This is a genomic window from Streptomyces sp. NBC_01723, assembly GCF_036246005.1.
GTDB lineage: Bacteria > Actinomycetota > Actinomycetes > Streptomycetales > Streptomycetaceae > Streptomyces.
This window is the reverse complement of the sequence record NZ_CP109171.1, coordinates 8,420,356-8,436,733: the sequence shown is the minus strand read 5'-3', so window position 1 is coordinate 8,436,733 and position 16,378 is coordinate 8,420,356. Positions and strand designations below refer to the sequence as shown.

Annotated in this window: 18 protein-coding genes; 11 read left to right on the top strand and 7 right to left on the bottom strand. The window is 72.1% G+C overall.

All coding sequences use genetic code 11. The features are described 5' to 3' along the window. Positions 1-106: 106 nt before the first annotated feature. Positions 107-988 carry a helix-turn-helix transcriptional regulator gene (locus OIE75_RS39175; RefSeq protein WP_329473771.1) on the top strand — a complete coding sequence of 294 codons (882 nt, stop codon included), beginning with the start codon at positions 107-109 and terminating at the stop codon, positions 986-988. 161 nt (positions 989-1,149) lie between these two features. Here OIE75_RS39175 and OIE75_RS39170 read toward each other — a convergent pair whose 3' ends face one another. Next, complete coding sequence (locus OIE75_RS39170) at positions 1,150-1,992, bottom strand: RNA polymerase sigma factor SigF (RefSeq protein WP_393564243.1); 843 nt, start codon at positions 1,990-1,992, stop codon at positions 1,150-1,152. 324 nt (positions 1,993-2,316) lie between these two features. On the opposite strand from OIE75_RS39170, the gene OIE75_RS39165 reads away from it, so the two are divergent. After that, on the top strand, positions 2,317-3,780 hold the full coding sequence (locus tag OIE75_RS39165) for an alpha/beta hydrolase (protein WP_329473769.1): 1,464 nt from the start codon (positions 2,317-2,319) through the stop codon (positions 3,778-3,780). 222 nt (positions 3,781-4,002) lie between these two features. Here OIE75_RS39165 and OIE75_RS39160 read toward each other — a convergent pair whose 3' ends face one another. Next, the gene (locus tag OIE75_RS39160) at positions 4,003-4,446 is read right to left on the bottom strand and encodes an ATP-binding protein (RefSeq protein ID WP_329473768.1); all 444 of its coding nucleotides are present in this window, start codon (positions 4,444-4,446) and stop codon (positions 4,003-4,005) included. Positions 4,447-4,757: 311 nt separating this feature from the next. On the opposite strand from OIE75_RS39160, the gene OIE75_RS39155 reads away from it, so the two are divergent. Then, entirely contained in the window at positions 4,758-5,096 is a 339-nt protein-coding gene (locus OIE75_RS39155) for an STAS domain-containing protein (protein ID WP_307017103.1), read from the top strand. Positions 5,097-5,187: 91 nt separating this feature from the next. Here the strand turns inward: OIE75_RS39155 and OIE75_RS39150 are convergent, their stop codons facing one another. Next, complete coding sequence (locus OIE75_RS39150) at positions 5,188-5,376, bottom strand: hypothetical protein (protein WP_329473767.1); 189 nt, start codon at positions 5,374-5,376, stop codon at positions 5,188-5,190. Positions 5,377-5,876: 500 nt separating this feature from the next. On the opposite strand from OIE75_RS39150, the gene malX reads away from it, so the two are divergent. The 4 genes from malX (at position 5,877) to OIE75_RS39130 (ending at position 9,840) form a co-directional block, all read left to right on the top strand. After that, positions 5,877-7,514, top strand: a complete 1,638-nt coding sequence (gene malX / locus OIE75_RS39145) for a maltose/glucose-specific PTS transporter subunit IIBC (protein ID WP_329473766.1) — start codon at positions 5,877-5,879, stop codon at positions 7,512-7,514. Positions 7,515-7,516: 2 nt separating this feature from the next. Further along, a complete protein-coding gene (locus OIE75_RS39140) occupies positions 7,517-8,689 on the top strand; it encodes a MalY/PatB family protein (RefSeq protein WP_329473765.1) in 1,173 nt (390 codons plus the stop codon). 94 nt (positions 8,690-8,783) lie between these two features. After that, positions 8,784-8,954 (top strand): 50S ribosomal protein L32, encoded by a 171-nt coding sequence (rpmF, locus tag OIE75_RS39135; RefSeq protein WP_125491536.1) that lies wholly within the window; start codon positions 8,784-8,786, stop codon positions 8,952-8,954. Between the two features lie 100 nt (positions 8,955-9,054). Continuing rightward, positions 9,055-9,840, top strand: a complete 786-nt coding sequence (locus OIE75_RS39130; RefSeq protein ID WP_307017093.1) for an alpha/beta fold hydrolase — start codon at positions 9,055-9,057, stop codon at positions 9,838-9,840. A 7-nt stretch (positions 9,841-9,847) separates the two neighbouring features. Here OIE75_RS39130 and OIE75_RS39125 read toward each other — a convergent pair whose 3' ends face one another. From OIE75_RS39125 to OIE75_RS39110, 4 genes are read right to left on the bottom strand one after another with little or no spacing between them, the layout of a single operon-like run. Continuing rightward, positions 9,848-10,861, bottom strand: coding sequence for a DUF2891 domain-containing protein (locus tag OIE75_RS39125; RefSeq protein WP_329473764.1), 1,014 nt, complete (start codon positions 10,859-10,861; stop codon positions 9,848-9,850). After that, on the bottom strand, positions 10,861-11,511 hold the full coding sequence (gene pcp, locus OIE75_RS39120) for a pyroglutamyl-peptidase I (protein ID WP_307017089.1): 651 nt from the start codon (positions 11,509-11,511) through the stop codon (positions 10,861-10,863). The genes OIE75_RS39125 and pcp overlap by 1 nt, the downstream gene beginning before the upstream one ends. Before the next feature lie 35 nt (positions 11,512-11,546). Then, positions 11,547-12,521: a DUF979 domain-containing protein gene (locus tag OIE75_RS39115; protein WP_307017087.1), complete on the bottom strand. Its 975-nt coding sequence runs from the start codon at positions 12,519-12,521 to the stop codon at positions 11,547-11,549. Then, entirely contained in the window at positions 12,518-13,237 is a 720-nt protein-coding gene (locus OIE75_RS39110; RefSeq protein ID WP_307017085.1) for a DUF969 domain-containing protein, read from the bottom strand. Before OIE75_RS39110 ends, OIE75_RS39115 begins: the two co-directional genes overlap by 4 nt. A gap of 220 nt (positions 13,238-13,457) precedes the next feature. Between OIE75_RS39110 and OIE75_RS39105 the strand changes: the two genes are divergently transcribed. The 4 genes from OIE75_RS39105 (at position 13,458) to OIE75_RS39090 (ending at position 16,353) form a co-directional block, all read left to right on the top strand. After that, on the top strand, positions 13,458-14,210 hold the full coding sequence (locus OIE75_RS39105) for a LamB/YcsF family protein (protein ID WP_307018298.1): 753 nt from the start codon (positions 13,458-13,460) through the stop codon (positions 14,208-14,210). Further along, entirely contained in the window at positions 14,207-14,869 is a 663-nt protein-coding gene (locus OIE75_RS39100; protein WP_329473763.1) for a 5-oxoprolinase subunit B family protein, read from the top strand. The genes OIE75_RS39105 and OIE75_RS39100 overlap by 4 nt, the downstream gene beginning before the upstream one ends. Next, a complete protein-coding gene (locus OIE75_RS39095) occupies positions 14,866-15,723 on the top strand; it encodes a biotin-dependent carboxyltransferase family protein (RefSeq protein ID WP_329473762.1) in 858 nt (285 codons plus the stop codon). The genes OIE75_RS39100 and OIE75_RS39095 overlap by 4 nt, the downstream gene beginning before the upstream one ends. A gap of 117 nt (positions 15,724-15,840) precedes the next feature. Continuing rightward, a complete protein-coding gene (locus OIE75_RS39090) occupies positions 15,841-16,353 on the top strand; it encodes a hypothetical protein (RefSeq protein ID WP_329473761.1) in 513 nt (170 codons plus the stop codon). Positions 16,354-16,378 lie beyond the last annotated feature (25 nt).

The following is a 16,378-nucleotide window of genomic DNA, read 5'->3' as shown; positions in this document are numbered from 1 at the left end:
CCATGTCCGAAGCGTGGCGCCGCCACGGCCGCGGCGGGAGAGACGCGGTCATCCAGGGAGCGGCTCTCCCTGGTTACCCGGCCCGGTCGGGAGGGATGCTGGAGCCATGGATCGCACCGGTCTGGCCGACTTCCTGCGGCGCGCCCGCACCCGTCTCAACCCGGGGGACGTGGGTCTCAGCGCCGGCCCACGACGCCGTACTCCCGGGCTGCGCCGCGAGGAGGTCGCGCTCCTGGCAGGGATGTCCACGGACTACTACGCGCGTCTGGAACAGCGGCGCGGGTCGCACCCCTCCCGGCAGATGCTGACCGCTCTCGCCCGCGCGCTGCGCCTCACGGACGCCGAGCGGGACCACCTGTTCCACCTCGCGGGCGAGGAACCGCCCCGGCCCGGTGGTTCCTCGGATCACGTCCGCCCGGGCCTGCTGCTGATCCTGGACCGCCTGCACGACCTGCCGGCCGCGGTCGTGAGCGACTGGGGCGTGATGCTGGCGCAGAACGCGATGTCCGTCGCCCTCACCGGTGAGCACACCGGCACGAACCTCATCCGGCGCTGGTTCACGGTCCCCGGCTCGCGGGACATCGCGCCACCGGAGAACCACGCCCAGCACACCCGGGCACACGTGGCGTGCCTGCGAGCCGTCACCGCGGCCCGCCCCGACGACCCGGGCCCGGCCGCCCTCGTGGCCGAACTCCGCTCCCGGTCGGCGGAGTTCGAGGCGCTCTGGCTGGAGCACGACGTGGTGGTGCGCCGCCCGTCGCCGAAGACCTTCGTTCATCCGGTCGTCGGCGTCCTCGATCTCGACTGCGAGGTACTGCTCAGCGACGGCCACAGCCAGCAGCTGATCGTCCACTCCGCGCGTCCAGGCACACCGGCGTACGAGCGGCTGGCACTGCTGCGCGTGATCGGTGTGCAGGACCTCGCCCCCGGCCGTAGGGAGGCGGTACGGGACGGCGGTACGGGGCCGAGGAGCCGGACCGGGCGGTGAGGGCCGCTGGGCGCAGCCCCCGGTCCGCGAACACGCGAACGCCCGCCCCGGGCCGTCCCAGGGCGGGCGAGAGGGCGGGCATGGGGCGGGGCACACCGGGTCCCGTCGCACAGGAGACCCGCTGACACGCCGCCCTTCGGTCAAGACCGTGACGACAGGGCTCAGTTGGTGGCCAGCATGCCCTCCCGCAGGCGTCCCAGGAGGCGCGAGATCAGCCGGGAGACGTGCATCTGCGAGACGCCGAGCCGCTCGCCGATCTCCTTCTGGGTCAGCTCCTCGACGAAGCGCCAGTGGATGATCTGCCGGTCCCGCTCGTCCAGCTCGGCGATCATCGGGGCGAGCGCGTGGAAGTCGTCCACGAGCGCCAGCGCGGCGTCGTCGGTGCCGATGAAGTCGGCCAGGGCCCCCTCGCCGTCCTCACTGCCACTGATGGCCGCGTCCAGGGACGAGGAGTTGTAGCCGTTGGAGGCCAGCCGCGCCTCGCGGACCTCCTCCTCCGGCAGGCTCATCAGCTCGGACAGCTCCCTGGTCGTGGGAGTGCGCCCGAGCCGGCTGCGCAGCTCCTCGGTGGCGCGGGCCAGCTGGACACGGGCCTCCTGAAGGCGCCTCGGGACGTGCACGGCCCACGAGGTGTCCCGGAAGAAGCGCTTCATCTCGCCGACGATGTACGGCACGGCGAATGAGGTGAACTCCACCTCGCGCGATATCTCGAACCGGTCGATCGCCTTGATCAGACCGATCATGCCGACCTGGACGATGTCCTCCATCTCCTCCGGGCCGCGGCTGCGGAACCGGCCGGCCGCGAACCGGACCAGCGACATGTTCATCTCTATGAGGGTGTTGCGCGCGTACTGGTATTCGGGCGTGCCCTCCTCCAGCACGGCCAGCTGGTCGAAGAACAGTCTCGACAGCTCCCGGGCGTCCTTGGGCGCCACTTTGGACGGATCCGCCACTTCCGGCATCGCGGCGCGGCACCCTGCCGCCTGCACGGTCGTCGCCATCATTCTTACCCTCCGCATCGCTCCGGCGGTCGCCGGACCGTGAAATTGACCTTGCAGGGCGTACCCCGCCCTTCCCACCCCATGCCTGCCGACTTCGTCCGTGAGTCGAGGCTCACGTCGGACGACGGTCCGACCAGGTGAGAGGCCTGCCGGCAGGCCCTCGTACGACCGGTGGGTCCGACCGGGGACCAACCCGCCTCGGACCCAGGTCTGATCCCTGCCTGGCCCACGGTCGGGGCTGAGGACGTCCGCACGGCCGATGTGCCGGCCGGAGCCGGTGCGCAGACTCGTCACGTGCCGGTCCGGCCCCCCACAGGAGGACACCTCATGCGCCGAAGTATGTCCCTGGCCCTCACCGCCGCAGCCTTGGCGGCCACCGCGCTGCCGGCGGCCGCCTCGTCGGCGGCCGACACCGGGACACCACCACCGAGCACCTTGGAGTGGGGCCCGTGCCCCGAGGGCGCCGACGTGCCGCGCCTGCGGTGCTCGACCCTCGAAGTCCCGCTGGACTACCGCGATCCGGACGGCCGGCGGATCGAGATCGCCGTCTCCCGGCTGGCGAGCGAGAAGCCGTCCCGGCGGCGTGGCGTCCTGATCACCAACCCGGGCGGTCCCGGCGGGTCGGGACTGACGTATCCGGCCGTCCTCGCCGCCTCGGGCCTACCGCGCAGCGTCCTCGACTCCTACGACATCATCGGCTTCGACCCGCGCGGGGTCGGCCGCAGCGCACCCGTGACCTGTGACCTGACGCAGGAACAGCAGTGGCGCGGCAACTTCCCTCCGTACGCGCGCACCGCGGCCGACGTGACCCGCGAGGTCCCGTACGCGCGGAAGATCGCCGAACAGTGCGCGAGCTCGCGGACGGCGTGGATGCTGCCGCACACCACCACCGCCAACACCGCGCGGGACATGGACCGCCTGCGCGCGGCCCTGGGCGAGAAGAAGGTCTCCTACCTCGGCGCCTCGTACGGCAGTTACCTCGGCGCGGTCTACGCGACGCTCTTCCCGCGGCGCGGCGACCGCATCGTCCTCGACAGCAACATGGGGCCCGGCGGGTACGACATCACGGCCATGCGGCTGCTCGCCCGGGGAATGGAGGACCGTTTCCCCGACTTCGCCGCGTTCGCCGCCGCCCACCCCGAGTACGGTCTGGGCTCCACGCCGGGGCAGATCAAGGCCAAGTTCTACGAACTGGTGGAGCGGCTGGACACCGAGCCCGTGCAGGGCGTCAACGGGATCGCCTTCCGCGGGCACACCTTCGAACAGCTCTACGCGGACGGCTCCATGCCGAAGCTCGCCGAGTTCTGGCAGGCGGTCGACACGGGTGCCGAACTACCGGTCCCCGAACCGCCCGCGACCCTGGAGAACCTGCTGGCCTCGCGCTTCGCCGTGGTCTGCGGTGACTCGCGCTGGCCGGGTGCGGTCCGCCAGTATCAGCGCAACGTCGCCGTCGACCGGCTCAAGTACCCGATGCTCGGCGGCTCCACGGCGAGCATCAACCCCTGCGCCTTCTGGCCGAGGGAGCGGACCGAACCGCCGGTGCGCATCACCGGCCGGGGGCCCTCGAACGTGCTGATGCTGCAGAACGAGCGCGACCCGGGCACCCCGCTGGCCGGCGCCCGGAAACTCCGGCGGGCGTTCGGCGAGCGGGCCACGATGGTGACCGCCGACCAGGGCGGCCACGGCGTCTATCCTTACGGCCGCAACACGTGCGCCAACGACGCGGCGACGGCCTTCCTGACCACCGGGGAACGCCCCGAGCGCGATCTCGCCTGCGCCGCCCGGCCGTAGTGCCGCCGGCCCTCAGGGTGCGGTGAGCCGCTTCACGACGGTCCCGGTGTCGGGGGCCGTCGTGAAGACGCCGTCGAGCCCCGAGAGTGTGAACAGACGCCGCACCGTCGGCCTGAGCGGCCCCGCGATGATCAGAGCGGGCAGCCGGCGGTGGGCGCGGAGAAGAGCGTTGAGGACGGCGGAGTCGCCGAAGACGAGCCCGGAGAGGTCGACTGCGGAACGTCACAGCGGCAGGCAGGCCACTATCGTCTTGCCGCCGCCGTGCGGCAGCGGCCGGACGTAGAGGGTGCGGCACAGACGGCTCGCCAGCGCCCAGCCGAAGCCGCCCGGCGTGCTGTGCTCCGCCTCCAGCACATGGGGCGAGAGCGGGCTGCGGTCGGTGATCTGGAGCATCAGCTCACCATGCACGACATGTGCGCTGAACGCCGTGAGACCGCCGCCGTGCCGGTTGGCGTTGGTCACCAACTCGCTGGTCACCAGCAGCGCGTCCGCCACCTCGGTGCCGGACGGCTCGCCCCGAACCCCGTAATGGTCGTCGAGCAGTCGCCGGACGGTGTCCCGCGCCTCACCCGCCGTCGTCGGCGGCGAACCTCCCGGAGCCCGCGGAACGAGCGGCGCCACCCCCTCGGGGGGTGTCCGCGTCAGATCCCCGCCGTGCGAATCCATCACAAACCTCCCGGTAGACCACCGGGAAAGCCATCCCGGCCCGATTTGTCCCTACCTCCTGCCCCCACCCCACCAGTTCAATGCCGGCCCCCGGCGTATCACGCTCGACATACGCCTGAAGGTGGGCACTTGACGGCTCGTGAGAGGATGGTGGGACAAGAGTCCGACCTTCCCTCTGGACCTGAGGGGGCCATCGGATCCGGGCGTTGCCCTCACCACGGGAAACCGGATCTGCCACCGCACGGCCGCGACCATCCGGCCGGGCTGTCGCAGGTGGTGGACTCACACGACCCCCATGAAGGGGGGCGAGCATGAGCATCCCCATCACAATTGACGGCGACCGTGCCGTGATATCTCCGCGCGGAGCGATCGACCAGGACACCCGCCCCGGACTGTACACCGCGGCGGACTCGCTGCCGGCCTCGGTCACCTCGGTGACCTGGGACCTGCGCGAGGTCGTCTTCATGGACTCCACGGGGCTGCACCTGTTGGAGGACCAGCACCGTACCGTCCGCCGGAGTGGCGGCAGCCTCACCCTGACCGGCCCGCAGCCCCAGCCGCTGCACCTGCTGCGACTGGCCGCACGGATGTACCCGGCGGGCCCGTGGAGCCCGCTTCTCGCCGGGCTCCCGCCGGCGGACGCGGCCTGAACCCGGCCGCACCCCGCCGCTCCTTGACGCTCGCCACGCCGTCGCCGCCGTCCGCCCGCCCCACCCTCCCGGTACCGTCCGGGACGCCGGGTCAGGCAGCCGGACGGGAGACGCGGCGCCCTCCCTGCCTACGCCGTCGGCCCACCGACACGGCGGCCGTCCCCTCCTGCCAGTCCTCCTCGGCCCTCTCCGCCGCCTCGCCCCGGTAGGCCGGGGCCAGGAAAAGGTTCTCCCACTGCGGCGCCGACGCCACTCGCTGCTCACTCAACCGTTCACGCATACGCACACCTTCACTCACCGGCGGACGACCGGCTGCGGGCCACGACCGCGCCCGCACGCGCGGCCACACCTCCGATGTCCCGCACACCGGCGTGTAAACGTCCGGTGGGCGCGCGGACACCGGACGTGACGAGACGCCATCGCCTCCGCCGAGCCCAACCACCCCTCGACACCCGCCATTTCCGCCTCCTCCACAACCATCCCCTCCCACCTCACGGGAACCCCCACCGGACGCCGCACTCCCGTGCGGGCAGTGGAGCCTGAACGTCGCCGAGCCGCTCGACAGGGCCGGCGGCGCCGACGACGGGCCGTACCTCCGCTGCTCCGACAGCCTCCCCCGAGGACGGCTGGTGCGGCCGGCTCGCCGGGGTGCGCGTGGAGACATCGAGCTGACCCGGCCCGCGGGTCGCCGACCCGTGGACAGCCCCCAACCTGCTGTGATGTGATCCGTGCGGCGGACGGACGGGTCCGTCCCCCCTCAGGCTCGAAAGTTCCGTACACATGCAGAAGACCAAGGCCGCACTCTGGGAATTCCTCCAGGGGCTCGGCAAGACGTTCATGCTCCCGGTGGCCCTGCTCGCGTTCTGCGGCATCATGCTCGGCATCGGCTCCTCCCTGTCCAGCGAGGCGGTCACTGACAACGTTGCCTTTCTGAGGGGCGAGGGCTGGCACCTCGTCTTCACCTGGATGGCCAACACCGGTCTGGTCGCCTTCACGTTCCTCCCGGTGCTCTTCGCGATGGCGATTCCGCTCGGTCTCGCGCGTGAGGACAAGGGGGTGGCGGCCTTCTCGGGTTTCGTCGGCTTCGCCGCCATGAACCTCGCGGTGAACTTCTATCTCACCGCGAAGGGCGTCGACTTCGAGGACGAGAAGGCGATCGAGCACTACGGCATAGCCGACGTGCTGGGCGTGCAGTCCATCGACACGGGACTGCTCGGCGCCGTGGCCGTTGGCATCGTTGTCAGCCTGCTCCACCGGCGCTTCCGTACCCAGCGGATGCCCGACGCGCTCGCCTTCTTCGGCGGGCTGCGCTTCGTCCCGATCGTCTCCGCCCTGGCCCTGAGCGTGCTCGGTCTCCTCATCCCGCTGGTCTGGCCGACGTTCAACGGCTGGATCACCGCCGTAGGCCGGGGCATCGGGCACACGGGGGTCTTCGGGCCCTTCTTTCTCGGCATGGGAGAGGTCCTGCTGCGGCCGATCGGGCTGCACCACATCCTGGTGGCCATGTTCCGCTTCACCGACGTCGGCGGCTCCGGTGCCGTCTGCGGCGACCACGTCTCCGGCGCCCTGAACATGTTCTACGCCCAGTTGGACTGCTCGGCCGCGCCGGGCTCCGCCGTCACGGACGCGACGCACTTCCTCTCCCAGGGCAAGATGGCGGCCTACCTGGGCGGTCTGCCGGGCGCCGCGCTGGCGATGTACCACTGCGCGAAGCGGCGGATGCGCCCGGAGATCAAGGCCCTGCTCGTGTCCGGCGTCGTCGCCTGCGTCGTGGGCGGCATCACCGAGCCGCTGGAGTTCCTGTTCCTCTTCGTCGCCCCGTGGCTGTACGCCGTCCACGCGGTCCTCGTCGGTCTCGGATTCCTCACGGCGGCCGTGCTCGGCGTCTACATCGGCAACACCGACGGCAACGTCATCGACTGGCTGGTCTTCGGCGTGCTCCAGGGCTCGACGACCAAGTGGTACCTGATTCCGGTCATCGCGGCGGTGTGGTTCGCGGTGTACTACTTCCTCTTCCGCTGGGCCATCAGGCGCTTCGACCTCAAGACTCCCGGCCGCGAGGACGACCCGGACGAGGGCGCCGAGAAGGACGCGGAGCAGCGGGACGAGGACGACGGCGCGGCGCCCGCCGGCTCCGCCGAGAAGGCCGCGCCCCCGCGTGAGCTGGTGGCGGGGAAGTACGACGCCGTCGCCATCCTCGACGCGATCGGCGGCGCCGACAACATCCGATCCCTGGACAACTGCATCACCCGCCTGCGCATGACGGTCGAGGACGCCGAACGGGTCGACGACGCACGGCTGAAGAAGCTGGGTGCCGTGGGGGTCGTCAAGCTCGACGCACACAGCGTGCAGGTCATCATCGGCCCGCAGGTGCAGTCGGTGAAGGACGCCATCGCCACGATGATCCCGGTGGGCTGACCATGGCCTCGTCACCGCCCTACGACTTCGACACGCCGGTGGACCGGCGCGGCACCTGGTGCACGCAGTGGGACTACGTCCAGGACCGGTTCGGCGTGCCGGACCTGCTGCCCTTCACGATCTCCGACATGGACTTCGAGACGGCCCCGGAGATCCTCGCCGCGCTCCGCGACCGCCTGGACCACGGAGTGCTCGGTTACTCGCGCTGGCGCCAGAGCGACTTCCTCTCCGCGATCACGCACTGGTACGCCACGCGGCACGGCACGGAGGTGGACCCGGATGCCATCGTGTACGCCCCTTCCGTCGTCTATCAGGTCTCGCAGCTGCTGCGCCTGTGGTCGCGGCCCGGTGACGGCGTGGTCGCGCACACCCCGATGTATGACGCCTTTCCGAAGACGGTGGCGGCCAACGGGCGCCGGCTGCGGGAGTGCCCCCTGGACGACTGGGAGGAGTTCGAACGGCTCCTGGCCCTCCCCGACACGGCCGTGCTGCTGCTGTGCTCGCCGCACAATCCCACGGGCCGGGTGTGGTCCGAGGCGGAGCTGGACCGGGTGGCCCGGCTGTGCGCGCGGTACGGCGTCGCGGTCGTCAGCGACGAGATCCACTCCGACCTGGCGTACGCCCCGCACGTGCACCGCCCGTGGGCCCGGCACGGCGGCGAGGGCCGCTGGGCCGTGCTCAGTTCGGCATCCAAGTCGTTCAACATCCCTGCGCTGAGCGGGAGTTACGGGATCATCGGCGACGCGCCCTCCCGCGAGGCGTATCTGCGGCAGCTCAAGGACGCCGACGGGCTCTCCTCCCCCGCGGTGCTGTCGCTGGTCGGGCACATCGCCGCGTACCGGAGCGGGGCACCCTGGCTGGACGCCCTGCGCGGGTACCTCGGGGGCAATCTCGCGATGGTCGCGGACCGGCTGCGCGCGGCGTTCCCGGCGCTGGGCTGGGAGCCCCCGCAGGCCGGGTACCTGGCCTGGATCGACCTGCGCCCCCTAGGGATCGACGACGACGCGCTCCAGCGCGAGTTGGTGGAGGTGGAGAAGGTGGCCGTCATGCCGGGGGCCGCCTACGGCTCCCCGGGTCTGGTACGGCTCAACGTCGGGTGCCCCCGGTCCAAGGCGGAGGCGGGCGTCGAAGCGCTGGTGCGGGCGGTGCGGCGGGTCGCATCCGATTCCCAATGAACATGATTTTCATGTAGCGTCGGGGACCGGCCCTGCTCCGTCGCGCGCCGGGCGCGCGGAGCTCCGTCGGCCGTCTCCCGAGAGGACCCGTTCCATGGCCGTTCCCAAGCGCAAGATGTCCCGCAGCAACACCCGCCACCGCCGCGCCCAGTGGAAGGCGAGCACGCCCGCCCTGGTGCCCGTGACGGTGGACGGGGTGACCCACCGGGTCCCGCAGCACCTGGTGCCCGCCTACCGTCGGGGCCTGCTGCGGCCGGAGGACTGAGCGCGGCCCACGAGGGCGCCGCACCGCCCCCGCGTTGCAGCCGCCCATGTCCCGGCGGACACTGGCCGGAACTGGCAGCCTGCCGGAGAGGGCCTGGACGATGGGTGACTACGCGGACCTTCCTGGCGTCAGGACCTGGTACGAGAGCGAGGGGACCGGCGATCCGCTGGTCCTGCTGCACGGCGGCTTCTGCACCAATGACACCTGGGGAGCGCAGCGCGCCGATCTCGCCGCCGCGTACCGTGTCCTGCTGCCCGAGCGGCGCGCCCACGGGCACACCCCCGACGTCGACGGGCCGCTGACGTACCAGGACATGGCCGACGACACGGTGGCGTTCCTGGAAACGGTGGTGGCCGCGCCCGCGCACCTGGTCGGCTGGAGCGACGGGGCCGTCGTCGCGCTGCTCGTCGCCCTCGCCCGGCCGGACCTGGTGCGCCGGGTCGTGCTGATCGGGGCCAACTTCCGGCCCGGCGGAGAGTGCTTCGTCGAGCCGGGCATGCTCGACGCGATGACGCCCGACAGTCCGGACATGGCGTTCTTCCGCGAGATGTACGAGCCCGTGTCGCCGGACGGTGCGGACCACTGGCCGGTGGTGGCGGTGAAGATGATCGACATGTGGCGCACCCAGCCGACCCTCACCGAGCGCGAGCTGGGCCGGATCACCGCGCCCACCCTGGTCGTGACCGGCGACGACGACCTGATGACGCTGGAGCACACGACCGCCCTGTACCGCGCGCTTCCCGACGCGCGGCTTGCCGTGCTGCCCGGTGCCTCCCACCTGGTGCCGCTGGAGAAGCCGGCCCTGGTCAACGGGCTGGTCCTGGACCACCTCGGGCAGGAGGCGGCGGTCGAGACGATGATGCCGGTCCGCCGCCGGAGCGGGTGACCCGGCGTCAGGGCCGGGCGACCGGGTCGAGGGCCAGGGCGGCGAACGTGGCCAGCCAGTGGTCGGTGGTGAAGTCGCCGCGCTCCACCGCCGGCATGCCCGCCGCGAGGTGTGCCTGCGCCGCCGCGTCCAGGCGGGCGCGGACGGGGCCGTCGGACAGGGCGTCCGCGAGGGCGCGCAGCGCCGCCGCACGGCTGAGCGTCAGGCCGAGCAGGTGGCCGATCTGCGGGTCGGCGTGGTCGGAGACCACCGGCACCTCCAGCAGCGGGCAGGGCGCACCGGAGGCGAGCGCGGGCAGGAAGCGGTCCAGCCATGCCGCGAACCGGTCTTGCGGCAGCACCCTGCGCATCGCGTCGGCCTCGGTCAGCGCCGGGGAGAGGAAGTCCTGTCCGGACGGCTCCCAGTGCGCGGGCGCGTCGTGGTCGTCGGCGAACCAGGTGAGCAGACGATCCCGGACGGCCCGGTCGGTCCCGGCGGACAGTTCCCCCGAGTCGAGCGCGAGGCTCAGCGCGAACGCGCTGTTGGGGTGGTTGCCGTGGCGTACGGGATAGGTGGCCTTGGGCAGCCAGCCGGCCAGCAGCTCGTCGACCGCGGTGACGGCGGGGGCCAGTACCCCGGTCCAGCGGGTGCCCGCCGGTCCGCCGTGGGCGCGGCACTCGGCGGCCAGGGCGAGCAGCCACGCCCAGCCGTAGGGCCGCTCGAAGGCGGGGTGGTCGCGGAGGTAGGTGGCCTCGGCGGCCAGGTTGTCGGGGGTGAGGTGGCGGTCCAGCGCGTCGAGGGCCGGTGCGGTGTCCGGCAGTTCGGGGGTGCCGCCGTGGCGGCGGAGCAGCCGGACGAGCAGCCAGTGCATGTGCACCGAGGAGTGCCAGTCGTAGGCGCCGTAGAAGGCGGGGTGCAGGGAGGTGGGCGCGGGGTTCTCCCGCGCGGAAGTGATCAGGTGGGCCGGGAAGTTGGGGTATGCGCGGGTGATGTTGGCCAGGGCGATCCTGGCGAACGGGGCCGCGTGGGCGCCGAGCGGCATCAGTGGGTGGCTCCTTCGGTGACTTTCAGGTCGTGCTCGGCCGGGGTGCGGGCCGCGGTGGCCAGCAGGGCGCGCAGACCGTGGGCGACGGTGGCGGGCGGCAGCGACGGGGCGGTGCCGTCGGCGACCTGTTCCGGCGCCCAGGGCACGTGCGCGAACCCGCCCCTCACGTGCGGGAACTCGGTGGCTATGAGGTGGCCGAGGCCGTAGGCCACGTGATTGCAGACGAAGGTGCCGGCCGTGTTGGAGACGGCGGCCGGGACGCCCGCCTCGCGCATCGCGGCGACGCACGCCTTGACGGGAAGGGTGGAGAAGTAGGCGGCGGGGCCGTCCGGGACCACCGGTTCGTCGATGGGCTGTCCGCCGGCGTTGTCGGGGATGCGTGCGTCGTCGACGTTGATGCCGACGCGTTCGACGGTGACGCCGGGGCGGCCGCCCGCCTGGCCCAGGCAGAGGACCAGGTCGGGGCGGGCCGCCCGGACGGCGTCGCGCAGGGCGTCGAGGGACTCGCCGAAGACGCAGGGCAGTTCGGCGGCGGTGACGGTGAGCCCGGCGGGCGGTTCGGCGGCCACCAGGGTCGCCGCCTGCCAGGACGGGTTCACGCGTTCGCCGCCGAAGGGGGCGAAGCCGGTAATGAGGACGCGGGTCATGGGCGTTCCTTGCCGTGCGGGTCGGGTGGCCGGGGTCAGAAGGCGAAGAGCGCCATGATGACGGTGCAGCAGCCGAGCAGGGCGATGCCCGTCGGCAGCTGTGCCTTGATCGGGCCGTACTGGTCCTTCAGTTCGAGCAGTGTGGCCGGGACGATGTTGAAGTTCGCGGCCATCGGGGTGCACAGGGTGCCGGCGAACCCGGCCAGCATGCCGATGGCGAGGACGGCCGGCTCGTTGCCGTGCATCTGCTGGATCAGTACGGGCCAGCCGATCGCCGCCGTCATGACGGGGAACGCGGCGAACGCGTTGCCCATGATGACGGTGAACAGGAACATGCCCACGCAGTACGCGATGACGGCGAGGTACTTGGAGTCGTCCGGGAGGACCTTGTTCATGATGTCGCCGACCTGATCGCCGACGCCGGCGACGGCGAAGATCGAGCCCAGCACGGCCAGCAGCTGGGGCAGCAGCAGGGCGGAGCCCATCGCCTCCAGCATGGAGCGGCCGGAGTGGACCGGGACGGACAGCTTCTTCTCGCCGGTGACCAGCATGCCGACGACGAGCGCGACGACGCAGCCGAGGCCGAGTCCCAGGAGGGTGGCCTTGCCGGTCTCGAACAGGCCGGACTCGTCCAGCACCGAGGCGCAGACGATGGCGACGAGCGGGATGGTCAGCGCCGGGACGAAGATCTTGTTGCCGAGCCGGGCGGCGGAGGCCTCGCGCTGCTCACCGGTGGTGGTGACCGGGACGCCCTTGCCGAGGAAGTTGAAGCCGGCGAGCACGATCAGGGCGAGGACCGCGACGCCGAGCGGTTCGGCGGGCAGGGTCCAGTCGCCGTTCTTCGCGGTGGCGTTGGCGACGCCGGTGCCGTAGGGAAAGGTGAGACCGAGCAGTCCCCAGAACGCGGCGGACGTCCACCGCTTGGGGTTGCTGCGGTCGGCGGCCATCTGCACGGCCATGACGACGAAGACGAGACCTATCAGCCAGTAGAGCCACTCGACCTTGATCACTTGTCGGCCCCCTCGGGAAGCGGCAGGTCGTGTTCGGCGGCGGCGACCGCCATCTCGCGCTCCAACTGCCGGTCCATGAGCAGCAGCCGGGCACCGTGGATGACGAAGGCGCAGACGGCCAGCGGGATCGCCCACAGGGCCAGCTGGGTCGGTTCGATGTCCTGGTGGTACGTCGAGTTCACGAAGCCGGTGATCAGGAGGATCGAGCCGATCGCGATGAAGCAGTCCTCGCCGAAGAACACACCCACGGTGTCGGCCGACGCCGAGTAGGAGCGCACCTTCTCGCGCCAGCGCTCGGGCAGCTTGGCCCCCGTGGAGCGTTCGGCGGCCGCCTCGGCCATGGGCGCGACCAGGGGCCGCACGGTCTGGGCCGGGCCGCCGATGCTGTTGAGCCCGAACGCCGCGGTGACCTGCCGGACCAGCAGGTAGACGGTGAGGAACCGGCCGGCGCTGAGCCGGCCCAGGCGCCCGATGAGATTTCGGGCCTGTTCGCGCAGGCCGTAGCGCTCCAGCAGGCCGATCACCGGAAGCACGATGGCGTAGACGGTGACCGAGCGGCTGTCGGCGAAGGACCGGCCGAAGGCCGCGAGGACCTCCAGAGGGTCCATCCTGCCGAGCAGTCCGGTGACGATACCGGCGACGCCCACCACGAGGACGGGGTTGCGGCGCGTGACGAATCCGAGGATCACCACGACCACACCGAGGAGAACGATCATTCGGTGGCCTTCTTCAGGCATGAGGGGGCGGGGCAGCACGGATCCGGAGCTTTCGGAGCCGTGGCTTCAGCGGTCCCCGGACCATAGCTCCAGATACGTGGCAGATGCACGGACACTAGCGATCGTTCAACGATCTAACAAGAGGTGGATTTCCCTCGTCCGCTTGGACGGCCACCATCGCGCCTTGTCGGATCGTTCAACGATCGTCTACTTTCGGCATGTGATCGACCTCAACGCAGACCTCGGCGAGGGCTTCGGCCGCTGGACCCTCACCGACGACGACGCCCTGCTCTCCGTCGTCACCAGCGCCAACGTCGCCTGCGGCTTCCACGCGGGCGATCCCTCCGTGATGCGGCGCGTCTGCGCCCTCGCCGCCGAGCGCGGGGTCCGGATCGGGGCGCAGGTGTCCTACCGCGACCTGGCGGGCTTCGGACGGCGCGCCATGGACGTACCGGCGGGCGAGCTGGCGGCCGAGGTCGCCTACCAGATCGGCGCCCTCAGGGTGTTCGCCGAGGCCGCCGGGTCCGAGGTGGCCTACGTGAAACCGCACGGCGCGCTCTACAACCGCACCGTCCACGACGCCGAGCAGGCCCGCGCCGTCGTGGCGGGGGTCCGGCTGGCGGGCGGCGCGCTGCCCGTGCTGGGCCTGCCGGGCTCGCGACTGCTCGACGCCGCCGGGGAGGCGGGGCTCACCGGTGTCCCGGAGGCCTTCGCGGACCGCGCCTACACCGCGCGGGGCACCCTCGTCCCCCGCGGTGAGGCGGATTCCGTGGTGACCGACGCGGACGCGGTGGTCGGCCGTGCGCTGGGGTTCGCGGTGCGGGGCGAGGTCGAGGCGGTGGACGGCACGACCGTCGCGGTCGCCGCCCGTTCGCTGTGCGTGCACGGCGACACCCCGGGCGCGGCCCGGATCGCGGCCCGGGTGCGCGAGGCACTGGAGGCGGCCGGGACCGGCATCGGGGCGTTCGCGTGACGGACGCCCGGTCCCGCTCGGCCCGCCCCGCCGGCCGCCACGCGCTCCTCGTCGAACTGCCCGACGCCGAACACACCGCGGCCTTCCACGCCGAAGTGCTGTCCCGGCGCGCCGCCGGGACCCTGCCGCCGGTGACGGAGGTGGTCCCGGGGGCACGGACCGTGCTGCTCGACGGGGTGCCGGACCCGGAGGCGCTGGGCCGCGAGGTCGCCGGGTGGGAGGTACCGCCGGTCCCCGACGACGACGGGGACGTGGTGGAGGTTCCCGTGCGCTACGACGGTCCGGACCTGGCCGACGTGGCGGCTCTGTGGGGAGTCGCTCCCGACGAGGTCTCCGCCCTGCACGGTTCCCGGACCTACCGGGTCGCGTTCTGCGGGTTCGCGCCCGGCTTCGGCTATCTCACCGGCCTGCCACCTCGCCTCCACGTCCCCCGCAGGGCCACACCGAGGACCCGCGTGCCGGCCGGCGCGGTCGCGTTGGCCGGCCCCTACAGCGCGGTGTACCCGCGCTCCACGCCGGGCGGCTGGCAGCTGATCGGTACCATGCCGGACCCGCGGCCGCTGTGGGATCCGGCGCGTGGGCGTGCGGCGCTCCTCACGCCGGGGACCCGGGTGCGATTTGTCACAGCGGACGGCGCCTCGAGGGAGGCAGCCGCATGACGGCCACGTTCACGACCGTGCGCGCCGGGGCGCTCACCACCGTGCAGGACGCGGGCCGGCCCGGCCACGCCCACCTGGGCGTGCCGCGTTCCGGAGCGCTGGACGCGCCGGCGATGCGCCTCGCCAACCGACTGCTGGGCAACGATCCGGACACCGCCGTCCTGGAGACCACGCTGACCGGGTGCGCCCTGCGGGCCGACCGCGGCGTCACCGTGGTCGTCGGCGGCGCGCCCTGCCCCGTGACCGTCGACGGGCGGCCCGCCGCCTGGGGCGCCCCGGTGCGGGTGCCCGCGGGCGCGGTCCTGGACGTGGGGGCGGCCGCCACGGGGGTCAGGTCGTACGTGGCCGTCGCCGGGGGCATCGCCGTCGATGCCGTCCTCGGCAGCCGCTCGACCGACCTCCTGTCCGGGCTGGGGCCTCTCCCTCTGCGGGACGGCGACGTCCTCCCGGTGGGCACGCCCGCACGAACGGTGCCGCCGCCCATGACCGCCCCCTGGCCAGGTCCGCCCGCCGAACTGGTCCTGCCGGTACGCCTGGGCCCCCGCGCCGACTGGTTCTCCCCGGCCGCCCTGCGCACCCTCATGTCGGCCGCCTACCGCGTCTCGCCGCACAGCAACCGCATCGGCCTGCGCACGGAGGGCCCGCCGCTGGAACGCGCCGCGACGGGCGAACTGCCCAGCGAGGGCATGGTTCTGGGCGCCGTTCAGGCCCCGCCGGACGGGCGCCCCGTGATCTTCCTGCACGACCATCCGACAACCGGGGGTTACCCGGTCGTCGCGGTCGTCGCGGAACCGGCCCTCGCGGCGGCGGCGCAGGCCGCGACCGGAACCCCGGTGCGTTTCACGCCCGGCTGACGGCTGCCCACCACTGACGCCCTATGGCGTACGCGCGTAGACCTCGGGCACCATCGTGCTGCACCGCATGCTCAACCACCCCACAGGAAGCATGACGTTCTGCATGGAGGTTCCATCATGAGGTCTCCAACCACGCGCATCCGGGCGGTCGTCACGGCGCTCGCCCTGGTCGCCGCACCGGGCGCGGTCGTCGTCGCCGGCGCCGGCGACGCCTTCGCGGCCACGAAGATCAGTCACGCCACCGCCACGTCGATGTTCCGCGACGTCGGCATCACCTGGTCGTCCTCCGGCAACTGCTCCAACCGGAACAACGGCACCTGTACGTCGTTCGACCAGCTCAACCTCGCCACCGCGCAGGGCGCGCAGACCCTCAAGCGGGCCAGCGGGTGCGCGCTGAACATCACCGGCGGTACCGAGACCGGGCACGCCTCAGGCACCTACTCGCACTGGAACGGCTACAAGCTCGACTTCGGCAAGTACACCTGTGTCGGCAACTACATCAAGAACACCTTCACCTACATCGGCCTGCGCGGCGACGGCGCTCCGCAGTGGCGGTCCGGTTCGGGCAACGTCTACGCCGACGAGGGCAACCACTGGGACGTCACCTACTACAACTGTGGCGGCTGCTGAGCCGTGACCGCGGTCGGCAGGGGGA

What these genes read in the sequence shown, in the direction of transcription:
- OIE75_RS39155 (WP_307017103.1), top strand. Translation starts at nt 4,758, where the DNA reads ATGAGCATCCCCATCACAATTGACGGCGACCGTGCCGTGATATCTCCG.
- OIE75_RS39095 (WP_329473762.1), top strand. Translation starts at nt 14,866, where the DNA reads ATGACGGCCACGTTCACGACCGTGCGCGCCGGGGCGCTCACCACCGTG.
- OIE75_RS39110 (WP_307017085.1), bottom strand. Translation starts at nt 13,237, where the DNA reads ATGATCGTTCTCCTCGGTGTGGTCGTGGTGATCCTCGGATTCGTCACG.
- rpmF (WP_125491536.1), top strand. Translation starts at nt 8,784, where the DNA reads ATGGCCGTTCCCAAGCGCAAGATGTCCCGCAGCAACACCCGCCACCGC.
- OIE75_RS39160 (WP_329473768.1), bottom strand. Translation starts at nt 4,446, where the DNA reads ATGGATTCGCACGGCGGGGATCTGACGCGGACACCCCCCGAGGGGGTG.
- OIE75_RS39125 (WP_329473764.1), bottom strand. Translation starts at nt 10,861, where the DNA reads ATGCCGCTCGGCGCCCACGCGGCCCCGTTCGCCAGGATCGCCCTGGCC.
- OIE75_RS39170 (WP_393564243.1), bottom strand. Translation starts at nt 1,992, where the DNA reads ATGATGGCGACGACCGTGCAGGCGGCAGGGTGCCGCGCCGCGATGCCG.
- malX (WP_329473766.1), top strand. Translation starts at nt 5,877, where the DNA reads ATGCAGAAGACCAAGGCCGCACTCTGGGAATTCCTCCAGGGGCTCGGC.
- OIE75_RS39090 (WP_329473761.1), top strand. Translation starts at nt 15,841, where the DNA reads ATGAGGTCTCCAACCACGCGCATCCGGGCGGTCGTCACGGCGCTCGCC.
- OIE75_RS39150 (WP_329473767.1), bottom strand. Translation starts at nt 5,376, where the DNA reads ATGCGTGAACGGTTGAGTGAGCAGCGAGTGGCGTCGGCGCCGCAGTGG.
- OIE75_RS39175 (WP_329473771.1), top strand. Translation starts at nt 107, where the DNA reads ATGGATCGCACCGGTCTGGCCGACTTCCTGCGGCGCGCCCGCACCCGT.
- OIE75_RS39165 (WP_329473769.1), top strand. Translation starts at nt 2,317, where the DNA reads ATGCGCCGAAGTATGTCCCTGGCCCTCACCGCCGCAGCCTTGGCGGCC.
- pcp (WP_307017089.1), bottom strand. Translation starts at nt 11,511, where the DNA reads ATGACCCGCGTCCTCATTACCGGCTTCGCCCCCTTCGGCGGCGAACGC.
- OIE75_RS39140 (WP_329473765.1), top strand. Translation starts at nt 7,517, where the DNA reads ATGGCCTCGTCACCGCCCTACGACTTCGACACGCCGGTGGACCGGCGC.
- OIE75_RS39130 (WP_307017093.1), top strand. Translation starts at nt 9,055, where the DNA reads ATGGGTGACTACGCGGACCTTCCTGGCGTCAGGACCTGGTACGAGAGC.